The organism is Streptomyces sp. BK79, assembly GCF_044142145.1.
GTDB lineage: Bacteria > Actinomycetota > Actinomycetes > Streptomycetales > Streptomycetaceae > Streptomyces.
The window spans coordinates 296252-311097 of the sequence record NZ_JBHVOC010000003.1 but is presented as its reverse complement, the minus strand read 5'-3'; the positions used below and the strand labels follow the sequence as shown (position 1 = coordinate 311097).

Here is a 14846-nt window from a genome sequence, read left to right as displayed (position 1 = left end):
TCCGTGTGGCCGCAAGTGTGTTCGCCAAACCTCCACGGGTGTCTGCATGTGCCACACGCCCGGAACCCCGTCCCCCCGCGGCCGCCTCAGCCGCGCAGGGCGTTCAGCCGGCGCCGGGCCGGGGCCAGCTCCCGGGGGCGGCTCATGATCCCGGCCCAGGGACGGGTGCGGGCCTGGTCGACCGCGTCCGCGACGGTCCAGCGGCGGGCGTGCAGGGCCGGGTCGTCCAGCTGGTCCCAGGAGACGGGGACGGCCACGGGGGCGCCGGGCCTGGCCCGGACGGTGAAGGGGGCGACCGCGGTCTGCGCGTAGGCGTTGCGCTGGATGTCGAGGTAGAGCCGGTCGCCGCGGTCCTTCTTGCGGGCGGCCGTGGTGAGCCGGCCGGGGTGGGCGGCGGCGAGCGTGTCGGCGACCTCCCGCGCGAACACCCGTACTCCGTCGAAGTCATGACGGCCCGTCAGCGGCACGACGACGTGGAGGCCCCGCGAGCCGGTGGTCATGAGGGCCGAGGGCAGCCTCAGCCGGTCGAGCAGTTCGCCCAGCAGCCGCGCGGCCTCCCGCACGGCCGCGAAGTCGTCGCCGGCCGGGTCGAGGTCGAAGACCATCCGGTCCGGCCGTTCGACCTGCCCGGTGCGCGACAGCCAGCGGTGCAGGGTGAGGGCGGCCTGGTCGGCGAGGTAGAGGAGGGTGGCGGTGTCGTCGCAGACGGTGTGGCGGACGGTGCCGCCCTCCTTGGCCACCTCGACCCGGCCGATCCAGTCCGGGTAGTGCTCCGGGGTGTTCTTCTGCATGAACCGCGGCCCGTCGACGCCGTCCGGGTGCCGCTCCAGCATCAGCGGGCGGCCCCGCAGGTGCGGCAGCATGAAGGGGGCGACGGAACGGTAGTAGTCGACGAGGTCGCCCTTGGTGTACTCCTCGGCACCGTCGTCCCCGCGGGGGAACAGCACCTTGTCCGGCCGGTGGACCTCCACGGTGCGCCGGCCGGTCCGGACGGTCCGTACGGCGTCCCCGCTCACGGGACGATCGCCTGCTCCACCAGCATCCGCGTGGCCGCCTCGATGGACTCGGCGTCGATCCCGGCGGCGTGCAGCTCCTCCGCCGGGGTCGCGGAGCCGGGCATCGTCCGGACGGCGAGCCGGACCAGGCGGGGCACGGGCCGTCCGTCGCAGAAGGCGTCGAGGACCGCGTCCCCGAGGCCGCCCTCCTGACGGTGGTCCTCCACGGTCAGCAGGCAGCCGGTGTCCTCGGCGGCCTGCCGCAGGGTGGCCCGGTCCACGGGCTTGACCGAGTACAGGTCGATCACCCGGACCCGGATGCCGTCCCGCCCCAGGGCGTCGGCCGCGGCGAGCGCCTCGTGCACGGTGACGCCGGCCGCGACCACGGTGAGCCGGTCGCGGTCGGAGGAGCGCAGGATCTTGCTGCCGCCGACGGGGAACTCCTCGTCGGGCCCGTAGATCACCTTGCTCCCGCCCCGCGAGGTGCGCAGATAGCGGATGCCCTCCAGACCGGCCATCTCGACGACGAGGCGGGCGGTCTGGTTGGCGTCGCACGGGTAGAGGACCGTCGAGCCGTGCACGGCCCGCATCATCGCGAGGTCCTCCAGGCCCATCTGGCTCGGCCCGTCCTGGCCGATGGCGACGCCCGCGTGGGAGCCGACCAGGCTGATGCCGGAGCCGGTGACCGAGGCCATCCGGACGAAGTCGTGCGCACGGGTCAGGAAGGCGGCGAACGTGGTGGCGAACGGCACCCAGCCGCGCGCCGCCATCCCCACCGCGGTCGCGACCATCTGCTGCTCGGCGATGTAGCACTCGAAATAGCGCTCGGGGTGCTCCTTGGCGAAGAACTCCGCGCGCGTGGAGTCGCCGACCTCGCCGTCCAGGGCGACGACGTCGCCGCGGGCGGTGCCGAGCGCGGCGAGCGCCTCACCGAAGGCGTTGCGGGTGGCGACCTCGTCGCCCTGGTCGTAGCGGGGCAGCTCGGTCTGCCCGGTGCCGGCGGAGTGCAGTGCCCGGGTGGCCGGCGGCTCCTGCACCCGCACCGCGAGGTCGCGCGGGCCGCCGAGTTCGGCGATCGCCTCCTCGGCCTCGGGCAGCGGCTTGCCGTGCTGGCCCTCGCGGTCCTCCACGGCCTCGACGCCCTTGCCCTTGAGGGTGCGGGCGATGATCGCGGTGGGCTGGCCCCTGGTCGACAGGGCCTCACCGTAGGCGCGGTCGACGGCGTCCACGTCGTGGCCGTCGATCTCGATCGTGTGCCAGTCGAAGGCCCGGAAACGGCGCGCGTACGCGTCGAGGTCGTGACCGTGCCGGGTCTGGCCGCGCTGGCCGAGGCGGTTGACGTCGACGATCACGGTGAGGTTGTCGAGCTGCTCGTACCCGGCGTGCTCGGCCGCCTCCCACACCGAGCCCTCCGCCATCTCGCTGTCGCCGCACAGCACCCACACGCGGTAGTCGGCGCGGTCCAGCCGCTTGCCGGACAGGGCGATGCCGACGCCGACGGGCAGGCCCTGGCCGAGCGAACCGGTGGCCGTCTCCACCCACGGCAGCCGCTGCGGGGTGGGATGGCCCTCCAGGCGGCTGCCGAGCTTGCGGAAGGTGAGCAGTTCCTCGTCGTCGATGGCACCGGCCGCCTTGTAGGCGGAGTAGAGGAGCGGCGAGGCGTGTCCCTTGGAGAGGACGAAGCGGTCGTTGCCGGGGTGGGCGGGGCGTTCGAAGTCGTAGCGGAGGTGGTTGGCCAGCAGTACGGCCATCAGGTCCGCGGCGGACATCGAGGACGTCGGGTGTCCGGAGCCCGCGGCGGCGGACGCCCGTACGCTGTCGACGCGCAGCTGCTGTCCGAGCTCGACGAGTTCACCGGTGTTCATGAGTCTCCTTCTTCGGCGCGCCGGTCGGTGCGCCGGACGGGGCCGGGGGCGATGTCGGGTCCGGGGGGCGGCTGGTCGGCCGGGGGTTCGGGACCGGGGTCGCGGGGCGCACCGGCGGACCGGACCGGGGCGTGCGTCCCGGGTGAGCGGGGCGGGGCACCGGGCTTCCCGGCCGCTCCGGTCCTTCCACCCGCTCCGGCCGTTCCACCTGCTCCGGCCCTTCCACCCGCTCCGGTCCCTTTCGCGGTCTCGCCGCCGGGTTGATTCTTGGCGGGCTCACCGCCGGGCTGGTTCTTGGCGGGCTCACCGCCGGGTTGATTCTTGGCGGGCTCACCGCCGGGCTGAGTCCTGGCGGCCTCGCCGCCACCCGGTCGGCGTGTGCCCGTCTCTCCCGTGTCGTCGTCGGAGCGGCTGCCGCCCGCCCGGCCGAGGGCGCCCGGCGGCGTGTCCGCCCGCACCCGCGCCACCTCCGGCGACGCCGACTCCAGGGGCACGGACCAGGACCGTACGAGGCCCAACTGCACCGCCTGCCGGGGCAGTACCGCGTCGAGGAGCCAGTCCGCGGCGACCCGGACGCGGTTGCCCGGCATCGCCGCGAGATGGTAGCCGCGGGTGACCGCGCCCGCCGCCGGGCCGGACATCGGCACCCCCAGCGGATTGGCGGCGGCCTTCGCCCCGCCCAGGTCGACGACGAAGCCCATGTCCCGGTGGCGGTAGACCCGCCGCTCCCCGACGCCGAGCGACGCGGCGACGTTGTGGGCGCAGACCTTGCCGTGCCGCCAGGCGTGCTGCGCGGTCATCGGCGTGTACTGGCCGGGCTGGTGCAGGTCGGGCACGGCGGCCACGTCACCGCACGCGAACAGCTCGGGCCGCCCCGGCACCTGGAGGTGGGGGTCGACCAGCAGCCGGCCGCGTTCCATGGGCAGTCCCAGGGACTGAACGAGGGGGTCGGGCCGCACACCGACGCACCACACCAGGGTGCGCGTGTCGACACGCGTGCCGTCGGTCAGCAGGACCCCGTCGTGCGTGGCCTCCTTCACGGAGGTCCCCATCCGCACGTCGACGCCCCGCTGGCGCAGCACTCGCTCGGCGGTGCGGGAGAGCCGCTCGTCCATCTCCGGCAGCACCCGTTCCGCCACGTCCAGCAGCATCCAGCGGGGCCGCATGCCGGTGCGCATCGGGTGCTTGCGGACCTGCGCGTCGGTGTACATCTGGCCGTGCGCGGCCACCTCGGTGCCGGTGTACCCGGCGCCGACCACGACGAAGGTGCACCGGGCGGCGCACTCCGCGCGGTCGCCGGCCGCGGCGGCCAGTTCCACCTGCCGGGTCACGTGGTCGCGCAGGTACAGCGCCTCCGGCAGCCCGCGGAATCCGTGGGCGTGCTCGGCGACCCCGGGGATGGGCAGCAGCTTGTTGACGCTGCCCGCGGCGAGCACCAGCCGGTCGTAGGACAGGGTGCCCTCGCCGCCCTCCGGGCCGGTGTAGTGCACCGTGCGCCCGTCGAGGTCGATGCCGTCGGCCTCGCCGAGCACCAGCCGTACGCGGGGCAGGGTGGCCGACAGGGACACGCTGACCCGGCGGGGTTCCAGGATCCCGGCGGCGACCTGGGGCAGCAGGGGCAGGTAGAGGAAGTAGTCGGTCGGGTTGAGCAGGGTGATGTCGGCCTGGTGCCGGGTGAGCCGGGACAGGGTGCGGGCCGTCCGGTACCCGGCGAAGCCGGCGCCGACGATCACGATGCGGGGTCGGCTCACGGTTCGCCTCCGGGCTGTCGCGTACCTCGTGAGCCTTCCGCGTCCCCCTGGCCGGGGCGGCCAAACGTCCGCCGGCCCCGTGCGGAGGCCCGACGCCGGGTCCCGCCGAGCCGCGCGACCGCCGGTTTTCGCACCCCCGCCCGGGTACCCGGCCCCGGTCCCGACCCGTCCGACGTCCCGGAGGCAACCCCCCATGCCCGAGTACGGCTATTTCCTCTCGTGCGAGCAGTACGGTCCCGCGGAGCTGATCGAGCAGGCGCGGATGGCCGAGCAGGCCGGATTCCAGGCCCTGTGGATCTCGGACCACTACCACCCCTGGAACGGCGAGCAGGGGCAGAGCCCGTTCGTGTGGTCGGTGATCGGCGCGCTGTCCGACGCGGTGTCCCTGCCGGTCGAGACCGCGGTGACCTGTCCGACCGTGCGCATGCACCCGGCGGTGGTGGCCCAGGCCGCGGCGACCAGCGCGGTGATGACCGACGGCCGCTTCCGGCTCGGCGTCGGCACCGGCGAGGCGCTCAACGAGCACATCCTCGGCGACGCCTGGCCGGCCGCGCACGTACGCCTGGAGATGCTGGAGGAGGCCATCCTGGTCATGCGCCGACTGTTCACCGGCGAGGAGGTCAACCACCACGGCACGCACTACACGGTGGAGAACGCCCGCCTGTACACCGTCCCGGACGAGCCCGTGCCGATCGACATCTCCGGTTTCGGCCCGGCGGCGACCAAGCTGGCGGCCCGTGTCGGCGACGGCTACATCACGATGATGCCGGACAGTTCGATGGTGGAGCAGTACCGCAAGGGCGGAGGCGGCGGGAAGCTGGTCAGCGGCGGCACCAAGGTCTGCTACGACACCGACCGGGACGAGGCGGTGCGGACCGTGCACCGGCTGTGGGCCAACGAGCTGCTGCCGGGCGAGCTGGGCCAGGTGCTGCCCTCCCCCAAGCACTTCGAGCAGGCGCAGACCCTGGTCACCGAGGACATGGTCCGGGACAACCGCGTGTGCGGCGACGACGCCGACGAACACGTGGCGCAGCTCAGGCAGTTCGCCGACGCCGGCTTCGACCGGGTCTACGTCAACCAGATCGGTCCCGACCTGCGCGGCTTCTTCGACTTCTACCGGACGAAGGTGCTGCCGCAGCTCCAGCGGAGGGCCTGACGCCGGCGCGCGAACGCCCCCGGACGCGGGTCCGGGGGCGTTGTCGCGTTGTGGCGTTGTGGCCTTGCGGCCTTGGGGCGTTGTGGGGTTTGTCGTGGCCGGGTCAGCCACGGCCGTGCGGGGCCTCGGGGCCGGTGTCGTCCGGGCGCGGCGCCGCCGGTCCGGTGCCGCCCGGTGCGGGCGTGCCCGCACCCGGTGCGCCGGTCGCTCCGCCGGCGCCACCGGGCGCGACGGGCGGCATCGGCGGGTAGGGCATGCCGAGTCCGCTCGGCGGCCCGCCCGGGGCGGTGCCCCCGAGGGCGCGGTCCGGCCCGTCGGCGTGGCCGGCCCCCGGTCGGGCCGCGCCACGCAGCAGGTACGCCACGACGCCCAGCAGGACGGCCGTGATCAGGGCGGCGGCCCAGGCGGGCAGGACGACGGCGAGGGCGAGGCCCACGGTGAGCGCGAGGGCGGCGCCCGCGTACAGGGCGGCGGCACCGGAGGCGGCGTACAGGGTGGCCTTGCGGCGCTGCTTCCGCGTCTGTTCCCGCAGCTCGTCGCGCACGGTCTCGCGTGCCACCTGCGCCAGTTCGTCGACCAGATGCTTGTCCAGGTGTTCCAAGTGATCCATGCGGTCCATGGGTTGCGGGTACCCGCGAGCGCGCCGTCCATGGGCGGGACGGCGGGCCCGGGCCCGTCACGGCCAACTAGGCTCGTCCGCATGGACATTCTGGGAGCCACACTGCGCGTGTACGTCGACGACCTGGACAAGGCGATCCCCTTCTACGAGGGTCTGGCCGGTGCCCCGGCCCTCCGCTTCGAACGCGGCGGCGTGCAGGTCGCCGCCGTCGGCTGCTTCCTGCTGATGAGCGGACCCGAGTCCCAGCTCGAGGTGTTGCGCAAGGTGGCGGCGACGATCGCCGTGACGGACGTCGAGGAGACCGAGCGCGTCCTCACCTCGCTGGGCGGGGACGTCATCGCCGGCCCGGTCCCGACACCCGCCGGCCGCAACCTGATCGCCCGTCATCCGGACGGTGCGATCTACGAGTACGTGGACCGGCGGGGATAGCGGACGGGAGGCCCGGGGCCGGGCGGGCTCACCCCCCGTCCGGCCGCATCCGGAAGTCGTGCCGGGCCGGGAGCGGTTCGTCGCCGAGCCGGGACCACAGCCGGCCGATGCTCTCCGCGCCCTCCCGCAGGTCGGCGACCTCGAAGCCCTCGTCGAACACGGCCCGCGCCTCCTCGCGCCGGCCCTCGGCGGCCAGCAGCTCCGCCTCGATCAGCCGGAACCGGCCGCGGGCCCGGGTCGCGGGGTGCAGCCGCTCCCACACGGACCGGGCGTCCGCCGTGCGGGACACCGCGAGCAGCGCCTCGATCGCCTCGCGGCCGAGCGCGGCGGCGACGGCCGTCCACCGCGTGTCGTCGACGGTGTCGCCGGCCGTGTCCTCGGCCGTGCCGTCGGCGCGGGAGCCCGTCCCCGTCCCTTCTCCTCCCCCGCCCCGCTGCTCGCGCAGCCGCTCGCACAGGTCGTCGAAGGCCTCGGCGTACCGGTCGGCGGCCCGCTCGTGGTGGCCGTCCTCCTGGTCGGCGACGGCGAGGCAGCGCAGCAGCGGCCAGCGTACGGCGGCCGTCTGGAGCCCGCGCTCCCAACTGCGCACCGCCTGCGCCCGGTCGTCGCCGTGCCACTGGGCGACGCCGAGGTGGTACTCGGCGTCCGGGGTGGCGGCCGTGGTCTCCAGCATGTCCCGCCAGGGCCGGGCGACCAGCGTGTCTCCGGGCGGCGCGTGGTGCTCGGGGCCGGGCAGGGAGCCCGTGCGCAGCAGGTGCAGCCAGGGCCGCTGCGCGTCACCGAGGGTGTCCTCCTCGAAGGGCGTGCCGGGCAGCTTCCAGTCCGCGCGCAGCACTTCGAGCGCGCCCCAGCCCGACCCGGTGGCGAGACGCTCCCCGGGTTCGGCGTCGGCGTAGGACTGCCAGGCGCGGTACGCCGCTTCGACGCCGGCGCGCGGCAGGACCTCCTCCAGCCGGTCCTCGGCTTCGCGCAGTACGGTGTGCCACGCGCCGTCGGGTGTCGCGTCGAGCGGTCCGTACGCCTCCAGCCACGACACCTCGCCCTCCGCCGCCAGCTCGACGTGCTCCAGCTGGGTGCGGGCGAGCCCGGCCTGGATCTCGCAGTAGCCGCCGGTGCCGGGCTCGGTGAGCCACTCCTGCCAGCGGCGTCCGCCGGGTCCCGTGCCCCACACGAACAGCTTGCGGCCGCGCAGGGCGTCGGTGGAGGTCTGCGCCAGCCCGTGGCCGTGCTCGTCGAGGGCGGCGATCCAGCGGCGCCGGCCGTCGGGCACCTCGTAGAAGTAGTCGGCTGGGTACGTGCTGTTGAGCGGGTACGTCCGGTCGGCTCCGTCGTACGACGGGACGGGCACGCGGCGCAGTCGCCGCTCGTAGCCGAAGAGCCAGGCCTCGTCGGCCGGGGCGAGGACGCGACGCTCCTCGGGCACGGCGGTGTTGGACCACCAGTACGTCGGCACCGGGCGCTCGTGCGGGTTGCGGATCCGGACGCCGACGTACAGGAAGTCGGAGCCCTCCGGCAGCCACAGGTCGACCTGGAAGGGCAGGTCGCGCAGCCGCTCCCACTCCCACAGGCGGAGCATCTCTCCCCCACTGCCCGAAGGGCCCGGGAGGTGCCCCCGGCCGTCGGGGGCGGGTACGCGGGCGGCGTGCACCGGTGAGCAGGAGAGGGTGGTGTGGCCGGTCGCGCCGATGTTCCATTCGATGCCGCCCGAGAACCAGGCGCCGTTCAGGGCGAAGTTGGCGGGCTGGAGCACGGGGTTGGCGTAGAGGAGTTCCCGGTCCGTCGGCTTGTGGTGGAGGGAGGCGACGCGGCCGCCGAGGCCGGGCAGCACGGTGACCCGCAGCCGGTCGTTCTCGATCACGAGGGCCTCGACCTCACGCGGCTCGCGCACCCGGTCGTAGCCGTCGCGGACCCGCACCGGCAGCAGGCTGCGCAGCGGCTCGTAACCGACCTGGCGGGCCATGTCGCGCGGCAGGCCGGCCCGGTCGCGCGCGTCGACGCGGTGGGCCTCGCCCAGGGGGCGCAGGGGCGGCAGCGGGTTGTCCGGCCCCAGGGGCGCGGCGGGCAGGGTCAGTACCTCACGTCGGATCGTCGTCACGCTGCCCATGGAAGCCGCTCTCCGGTGCCGTGAACAGGGGCTCCGTCGGTCACGTTCGCGGCGAGGTGGCTCATGTCCGGTTCTGGGGAGCGGCGCGGCGGACGGCGACGGACCCGGGCAGGGGAGGTCAGCCGGACGTCACGCTCTCGGCGGTGATCGCCCAGCGCTGGTGGTCGCGCCAGGCGCCGTCGATGTAGAGCATCCGCGGTGAGAAGCCCTCCAGGTGGAAGCCGCAGGCGCGGGCCAGCGCGATGGAAGCGGCGTTGCCCGGCTGCACGTTGATCTCCAGCCGGTGCAGCCGCATCGGCCCGAAGGCGTACCGCACGACGAGGTCCAGCCCTTCGCGCATCAGCCCGCGTCCCGCCGCGTGAGCGAAGGCGCCGTAGCCGAGGGCGCCGCTGAGGAAGGCGCCCTGGACGATGTTGTTGATGTTGACGAACCCGGCGATGGCTCCGCCACCCGCCCCGCCCGCGTGCTCCCCGCCGCCACCCGCCCCGCCCGCGTGCTTCTCGCAGACCAGGAAGCCGGCCTTGGATGGGTCCTCGATCAGGCGGGCCGCGTACGCCTCGTAGGCCCGGAGGCTGTCCGGCGGGAAGAGCCACGGATGGTGCAGGTCCTTGCTCTCCCGGGCGCGGGCGGTGAACTCGGCGCCGTCCTCCAGGGTGAAGTGACGTATGCCCACGCGAGGGCCCTCGGCGAGGTGTCGGGTCGGGATGTGCGGCATGGCGCCAGCCTACGACGCCGCACCGCCGCGCGCGGGGCGTCGTCAGCGCAGCGCCGGCCGGTCCAGGGTCAGGGTGCCCGCGTCCGCGTCGAGCCGCGCCGGCACGCCGAACGGGACGGTCAGGGCCCCCTCGCAGTGCCCGAACCCGAAGTCCTCGACGACCGGGACCCCGAGTCCGCCGAGCCGGTCGGCCAGCATCGGGCGCAGCCGCTCGGCGGGGTCGCAACGGTCCCACGAACCGAGCAGCACCCCGCCGACCCCGTCGAGCCAGCCGGCCCGCAGCAACTGGGTGAGGTACCGGTCCAGCCGGTAGGTCTCCTCCCCCACGTCCTCCAGGCACAGCAGTCCGCCCCGCGCGGAGGGCCGGGCGTACCGGGTGCCCAGTTCGGCGGCGAGCAGGGAGAGGCAGCCGCCGAGGGTGACGCCCCGCGCCCGGCCGGGGACCAGGGGGGTGCCGCCGGAGGCGATCACGCGGACGGTCTCCGGGGCGAACAGGGTGGCTCTGAGGTGCTCCTGTGCCCGCGCGTTCTTGAGGAAGTCGATGCCCGCCGCCATCGGTCCGTGCAGGGTGACCAGGCCCAGCCGGGTGGCGAACGCCTCGTGCAGCGCGGTGATGTCGCTGAAGCCCACGAGGACCTTGGGTCCGGCCGCCCGCATGGCCGGCCAGTCGAGCAGGTCGGTCACGCGCTGGGCGCCGTACCCGCCGCGGGCGCACAGCACCGCGTCCACGGCCGGGTCGCACCAGGCGGCCTGCAGGTCGGCGGCCCGGTCGGCGTCGGTGCCCGCGAGGTAGTCGAAGGCGGGGTGCCGGTCCAGGACGTGCGGGGCGACGACCGGGTCGAGGTCCCAGCCGCGCAGCACGTCCAGGCCCGCCTGGAGCCGCTCCTCGGGCACGGGCCCGCTGGGCGCCACGACGGCCACCCGGGCGCCGGGGGCGAGCCGGACCGGCCGTGTCAGTTCCCGTACCTCGCCGGGCTCCCCGGTTGTGCTCACTTCGTCAGCTCCAGGGTCGGCACGCCGGGCGGGTGCAGCCCGAAGACCTGCGCGTAGAGGGAGAGTTCGGCCTCCAGGGCGCGCACCATCGTCTCCGCCCGGCGGAAGCCGTGGCCCTCGCCCTCGAAGGTGAGGTAGGCGTGCGGGACGCCCCGGCCCGCCGCGCGGGCGAGGAACCGCTCGCACTGCGCGGGCGGGCAGATCACGTCGTCCAGCCCCTGGAGCAGCAGGAACGGCGCGGTGACCCGGTCGGCGTGCTCGGCGGGCGACCGCTCGGCGTACCGGTCGGGCACCTCGGCGTACGGGCCGATGAGGCTCTCCAGGTACTGCGACTCGAAGTCGTGGGTTCCGCCCGACGCCCATCCGGTCAGGTCGAGCACGGGGTAGATGATGGTGCCGCAGGCGTACACGTCGGTCGTGGCCAGCGAGGCGGCGGCCGTCCAGCCGCCCGCGCTGCCGCCGCGCACGGCGAGCCGCGCCCGGTCCGCGGTGCCCTCGTCGGCCAGGGCCAGGGCGACGGCGGCGCAGTCCTCGACGTCGACGACTCCCCACTGCTCGCGCAGCCGGTCCCTGTATGCGCGCCCGTAGCCGGTGGAGCCGCCGTAGTTCACCTCGGCGACGCCGATGCCGCGCGAGGTGAAGTAGGCGATCTCCAGGTCCAGCACCAGGGGCGAGCGGCTGGTGGGGCCGCCGTGCGCCCAGATCACGTACGGCGGCAGCTCGCCGTCCGGCGCGCGGCAGCCGGGGTGGCGTGGCGGGTGGACGTGGGCGTGGATCTCGCGCCCGTCCGGACCGGTGAAGACGCGGCTGAGCGGCTCGGGGTAGTACGCCGGGTCCACGGCGTCGACGTGGGGCGCGCCGATCACACGGGTGCGGCCGGTACGGGCATCCAGTTCGAGCACCTCGCAGGAGCTGCGCGGGCTCGCGCCGACGGCCACCACACGCTCGCCGTGGGCGGCGAGGGTGCTCACGTACTCGGTCCAAGGGCCGGCCGCGTCGACGACGTCACCGGTCTCGGGGTCGAGTATGCCGAGGGCGGTGGCGCCGCGGCCGTGCACGACGGCGATCAGGCCGTTGTCCAGCGGGGCGAACCAGCGCTGACCGAGCTTCCACAGCGGCCCGCCGAACTCCTCCTCGCGGGCGCACAGGGGGGTGCCGTCGCGGTAGAGGTTCCACCAGCCGGTGCGGTCGGAGGCGTACAGCAGGGAGCCGTCCGGGGCCCAGTCCACCTGGGCGATGGACTCCTCAGGCCCTCCGCCGACGGTCCGGGCGTCCAGGAACGTGCCCTCGGCGCCGATCTCGGCGACGACCAGCTCGGTGCCGTCCCACGGCATGCGCGGGTGGTCCCAGGCGAGCCAGGCCGCGCGCCGGCCGTCGGGCGAGACACGGGGCCCGGTGACGAACCGGTGCCGCTCGCCGGTGAGTTCGCGCACCGCGTCGCGGTCGTCGGCCGCCGAGCCGTCCAGCGGCACCGCCACCGGGACCCGGCGCACGTCGGTGGGCCCGTCACCGGTGAACTCCTCCAGGACGCACCACACCTCGCCGCGCTCGGCCCGCAGGTCGGGCTCGGCCCAGCGCAGGCCGCCGCCCACCGGGGAGAGGGGCGTCAGCGGTCGGGGCTCGCCGCCGGGCTCGCGGGCGTACAGCCGCTGGTCGGCGAAGTTCACGAAGACCAGCAGCGGCCCGGCGTCGGTCACGCGCGCGGTCCAGGGGCGGCCGCCGTACTCCAGGACGCGGCTGCGCACGTTCCACGGCTCGGGCAGCACCGGCTCCTCGGTGCCGTCGGGGCGCCGCCGCACCAGCGTGCGCCGGCCGCCCTCGGCGGGCCGGGGCGCGGTCCACCACACCTCGTCGCCGACGAAGCCCACGTCCTCGGGCCGCCCGTCGTGCGCGGCGGCGAGGGCCGCGTCGATCGGCGAGGGCCACGACCCGTACGCCCGCGTCCGCACTGACTCCCCCACGTGCTCTCCTCCAGATCCTTGTCGGGTTCGCCCTCGGGTTGTCCGTCAGGCCGTGCGCAGGAAGCGGTCGAGGACGCGGACGCCGAAGTGCAGCGCCTCGACGGGGACGCGTTCGTCGACGCCGTGGAAGAGGGCCTGGTAGTCGAAGCCCTCGGGCAGTTTCAGCGGCGCGAACCCGTAGCCGGTGATGCCGAGCCGCGAGAACTGCTTGGCGTCCGTGCCGCCGGACATGCAGTACGGCACCACGTGCCCCTCGGGGGCGAACTCCTCGACGGCGGCGCGCATCCGGGCGTACGTCGGCGAGTCCACCGGCGCCTGGAGGGCGACCTCGCGGTGGGCGAACTCCCAGTCCACGTCCGGCCCGGTGAGCCGGTCGAGGGTGCCGCGGAACTCGTCCTCGCAGCCGGGCAGGAAGCGCCCGTCGACGTGGGCGACGGCCTCCCCGGGGATGACGTTGACCTTGTAGCCGGCGTCCAGCATGGTCGGGTTGCTGCTGTTGCGGACGGTGGCCTCGACCAGCTTCGCGGCGGGCCCGAGCTTGTCCAGCAGCGCGTCGACGTCGCGCAGGTCGGTCTCGATGCCGTAGACGGCGGCGAGTTCGCTCAGGGCGGCGCGGACCGTCGGGGTCAGGCGCAGCGGCCAGGTGTGGTCGCCGATGCGGGTGATCGCCGCGGCGAGCCGGGTGACCGCGTTCTCCGCGTTCACCTTGGACCCGTGTCCGGCCCGCCCGCGCGCGGTGAGCTTCAGCCAGGCCGTCCCGCGCTCGCCGGCGGCGATCGGGTAGAACTGCCGGCCGGCGCCGTCGTGGAAGGTGAACGCGCCCGACTCGCTGACGCCTTCCGTGCAGCCCTCGAACAGCGCGGCGTGCCGGTCGGCGAGGAATCCGGAACCGTCCTCGGCGCTGGCCTCCTCGTCCGCCGTGAACGCGATCACGACGTCCCGCCGGGGCCGCACCCCCTGCCGGGCCCAGTCGCGCACGACGGCCAGGATCATCGCGTCCATGTTCTTCATGTCGACGGCCCCGCGCCCCCAGACGACGCCGTCGCGGATCTCGCCGGAGAACGGGTGGACGCTCCAGTCGGCTGCCTCGGCGGGCACGACGTCCAGGTGTCCGTGCACGAGCAGCGCGTCGGCCGACGGGTCGGTGCCCTCGATCCGGGCGACGACGTTGGTGCGGCCCTCGGTCCGCTCCAGGAGCGTGGGCTCGATCCCGGCCTCGGCGAGCCGCGCGGCGGCGTACTCGGCGGCCGGGCGCTCGCGGCAGTCGCCGCCGCCCCGGTTGGTCGTGTCGATCCGGATCAGCTCGGAGGTGAACCGGACGACCTCGTCGAGCGCCTGCGCGCCGGTCTCCTGGGGCCGCTGCTCAGCCATACTGCTCCTCCACCGCTGCGGAGGCGATCGTGGTGACCGCCTTGAAGGTCCGGATCGCCTCGAACATGGTGTCGTGCGTGTAGGCGACCTTGCGCTCGCCGACGCGGGCCACCCCGGGCACCACGGTCGAGGCCGCCGCCAGGTGTTCGGCGTCGAACTCCACGGCGACGGTGAACGGGCCGCCGTCCACCGGCTCGTGCCGCACGGCGAGCGCCGCCGCCTCCTTGGCCGCCGCGCGGATGTCGGCGGCGGTCCTGGCCGGCGTACGGCAGACGGCCGCGTACCGCGACACGTGGTCCTTGACGGCGACCTTCAGCGCCCCGGGCGCGTATCCGAGCGCGTCCTCGCAGGCCACGTCGTCGCCGGTGACCAGCACGACCGGCACCCCGTACTCGGCGACGACGTGCGCGTTCAGCAGGCCCTCACTGGCCCGCACGTCGTTCAGCCAGACGCCGGTGATCTGGTTGGCGAGGTAGGTGTGGGCGAGGACGCCCTCCATGCCGGCGCCCGCGTGGTACCCGATGAACGCGATGCCGTCCACGTCCCCGTGCTGGACGCCCTCCACCATGGACAGCGCCTTGTGCCGGCCGGTGAGCATCTGCGTCCGCTCGTCGAGCCGCTCCAGGAGCAGGTTGCGCATGGTCCAGTGGGCCTCGTTGACGAGTACCTCGTCGGCGCCGCCGTCCAGGAAGCCCTGCACCGCCGCGTTCACGTCCGAGGTGAACATCGACCGGCACCGCTCCCACTGCGGCGTCCCCGGCAGCACGTCGGCCGGCCAGGTGACACCGGTGGCGCCCTCCATGTCGGCGCTGATGAGGATCTTCATGGAGCGAAACCGTACGCGCTGCCCGGCCGCCTCGGCCAGGGCTGTGGATAACTACCGCTGG

Annotated in this window: 12 protein-coding genes; 2 read left to right on the top strand and 10 right to left on the bottom strand. The window is 74.6% G+C overall.

The window, feature by feature from the left end; all coding sequences use genetic code 11:
• Positions 1 to 86: 86 nt before the first annotated feature.
• From ligD to ACFIF2_RS05175, 3 genes are read right to left on the bottom strand one after another with little or no spacing between them, the layout of a single operon-like run.
• Complete coding sequence (ligD, locus tag ACFIF2_RS05185) at positions 87 to 1016, bottom strand: non-homologous end-joining DNA ligase (protein ID WP_395571282.1); 930 nt, start codon at positions 1014 to 1016, stop codon at positions 87 to 89.
• Complete coding sequence (locus ACFIF2_RS05180; RefSeq protein WP_395571281.1) at positions 1013 to 2860, bottom strand: transketolase; 1848 nt, start codon at positions 2858 to 2860, stop codon at positions 1013 to 1015. Before ACFIF2_RS05180 ends, ligD begins: the two co-directional genes overlap by 4 nt.
• Positions 2857 to 4611 (bottom strand): FAD-dependent oxidoreductase, encoded by a 1755-nt coding sequence (locus ACFIF2_RS05175; protein WP_395571280.1) that lies wholly within the window; start codon positions 4609 to 4611, stop codon positions 2857 to 2859. The genes ACFIF2_RS05180 and ACFIF2_RS05175 overlap by 4 nt, the downstream gene beginning before the upstream one ends.
• A gap of 193 nt (positions 4612 to 4804) precedes the next feature.
• Here ACFIF2_RS05175 and ACFIF2_RS05170 point away from each other — a divergent pair, with 193 nt between their 5' ends.
• Positions 4805 to 5767 (top strand): LLM class F420-dependent oxidoreductase, encoded by a 963-nt coding sequence (locus tag ACFIF2_RS05170; RefSeq protein WP_395571279.1) that lies wholly within the window; start codon positions 4805 to 4807, stop codon positions 5765 to 5767.
• A gap of 103 nt (positions 5768 to 5870) precedes the next feature.
• On the opposite strand, the gene ACFIF2_RS05165 is transcribed toward ACFIF2_RS05170, so the two are convergent.
• On the bottom strand, positions 5871 to 6386 hold the full coding sequence (locus tag ACFIF2_RS05165) for a phage holin family protein (RefSeq protein ID WP_395571278.1): 516 nt from the start codon (positions 6384 to 6386) through the stop codon (positions 5871 to 5873).
• An 81-nt stretch (positions 6387 to 6467) separates the two neighbouring features.
• Between ACFIF2_RS05165 and ACFIF2_RS05160 the strand changes: the two genes are divergently transcribed.
• Positions 6468 to 6815 carry a VOC family protein gene (locus ACFIF2_RS05160; protein ID WP_395571277.1) on the top strand — a complete coding sequence of 116 codons (348 nt, stop codon included), beginning with the start codon at positions 6468 to 6470 and terminating at the stop codon, positions 6813 to 6815.
• A 28-nt stretch (positions 6816 to 6843) separates the two neighbouring features.
• On the opposite strand, the gene ACFIF2_RS05155 is transcribed toward ACFIF2_RS05160, so the two are convergent.
• The 6 genes from ACFIF2_RS05155 to ACFIF2_RS05130 all read right to left on the bottom strand — a co-directional run bounded on the left by ACFIF2_RS05155 (position 6844) and on the right by ACFIF2_RS05130 (position 14785).
• Complete coding sequence (locus ACFIF2_RS05155; protein WP_395571276.1) at positions 6844 to 8919, bottom strand: DUF5107 domain-containing protein; 2076 nt, start codon at positions 8917 to 8919, stop codon at positions 6844 to 6846.
• Positions 8920 to 9037: 118 nt separating this feature from the next.
• Entirely contained in the window at positions 9038 to 9634 is a 597-nt protein-coding gene (locus tag ACFIF2_RS05150; RefSeq protein ID WP_395571275.1) for a GNAT family N-acetyltransferase, read from the bottom strand.
• A gap of 42 nt (positions 9635 to 9676) precedes the next feature.
• Positions 9677 to 10627 carry an LD-carboxypeptidase gene (locus ACFIF2_RS05145; RefSeq protein ID WP_395571274.1) on the bottom strand — a complete coding sequence of 317 codons (951 nt, stop codon included), beginning with the start codon at positions 10625 to 10627 and terminating at the stop codon, positions 9677 to 9679.
• On the bottom strand, positions 10624 to 12588 hold the full coding sequence (locus tag ACFIF2_RS05140) for a prolyl oligopeptidase family serine peptidase (RefSeq protein ID WP_395571273.1): 1965 nt from the start codon (positions 12586 to 12588) through the stop codon (positions 10624 to 10626). Before ACFIF2_RS05140 ends, ACFIF2_RS05145 begins: the two co-directional genes overlap by 4 nt.
• Positions 12589 to 12633: 45 nt before the next feature.
• A complete protein-coding gene (locus tag ACFIF2_RS05135; protein ID WP_395571271.1) occupies positions 12634 to 13959 on the bottom strand; it encodes a M20/M25/M40 family metallo-hydrolase in 1326 nt (441 codons plus the stop codon).
• Positions 13952 to 14785 carry a M55 family metallopeptidase gene (locus ACFIF2_RS05130; RefSeq protein WP_395571270.1) on the bottom strand — a complete coding sequence of 278 codons (834 nt, stop codon included), beginning with the start codon at positions 14783 to 14785 and terminating at the stop codon, positions 13952 to 13954. Before ACFIF2_RS05130 ends, ACFIF2_RS05135 begins: the two co-directional genes overlap by 8 nt.
• Between the last annotated feature and the right edge of the window lie 61 nt (positions 14786 to 14846).

Bases quoted from the DNA above. Each gene is read 5' to 3' on its own strand.
- ACFIF2_RS05155 (WP_395571276.1), bottom strand. From the start codon at position 8,919: ATGGGCAGCGTGACGACGATCCGACGTGAGGTACTGACCCTGCCCGCC.
- ACFIF2_RS05165 (WP_395571278.1), bottom strand. From the start codon at position 6,386: ATGGACCGCATGGATCACTTGGAACACCTGGACAAGCATCTGGTCGAC.
- ACFIF2_RS05135 (WP_395571271.1), bottom strand. From the start codon at position 13,959: ATGGCTGAGCAGCGGCCCCAGGAGACCGGCGCGCAGGCGCTCGACGAG.
- ACFIF2_RS05170 (WP_395571279.1), top strand. From the start codon at position 4,805: ATGCCCGAGTACGGCTATTTCCTCTCGTGCGAGCAGTACGGTCCCGCG.
- ACFIF2_RS05160 (WP_395571277.1), top strand. From the start codon at position 6,468: ATGGACATTCTGGGAGCCACACTGCGCGTGTACGTCGACGACCTGGAC.
- ACFIF2_RS05180 (WP_395571281.1), bottom strand. From the start codon at position 2,860: ATGAACACCGGTGAACTCGTCGAGCTCGGACAGCAGCTGCGCGTCGAC.
- ACFIF2_RS05150 (WP_395571275.1), bottom strand. From the start codon at position 9,634: ATGCCGCACATCCCGACCCGACACCTCGCCGAGGGCCCTCGCGTGGGC.
- ACFIF2_RS05130 (WP_395571270.1), bottom strand. From the start codon at position 14,785: ATGAAGATCCTCATCAGCGCCGACATGGAGGGCGCCACCGGTGTCACC.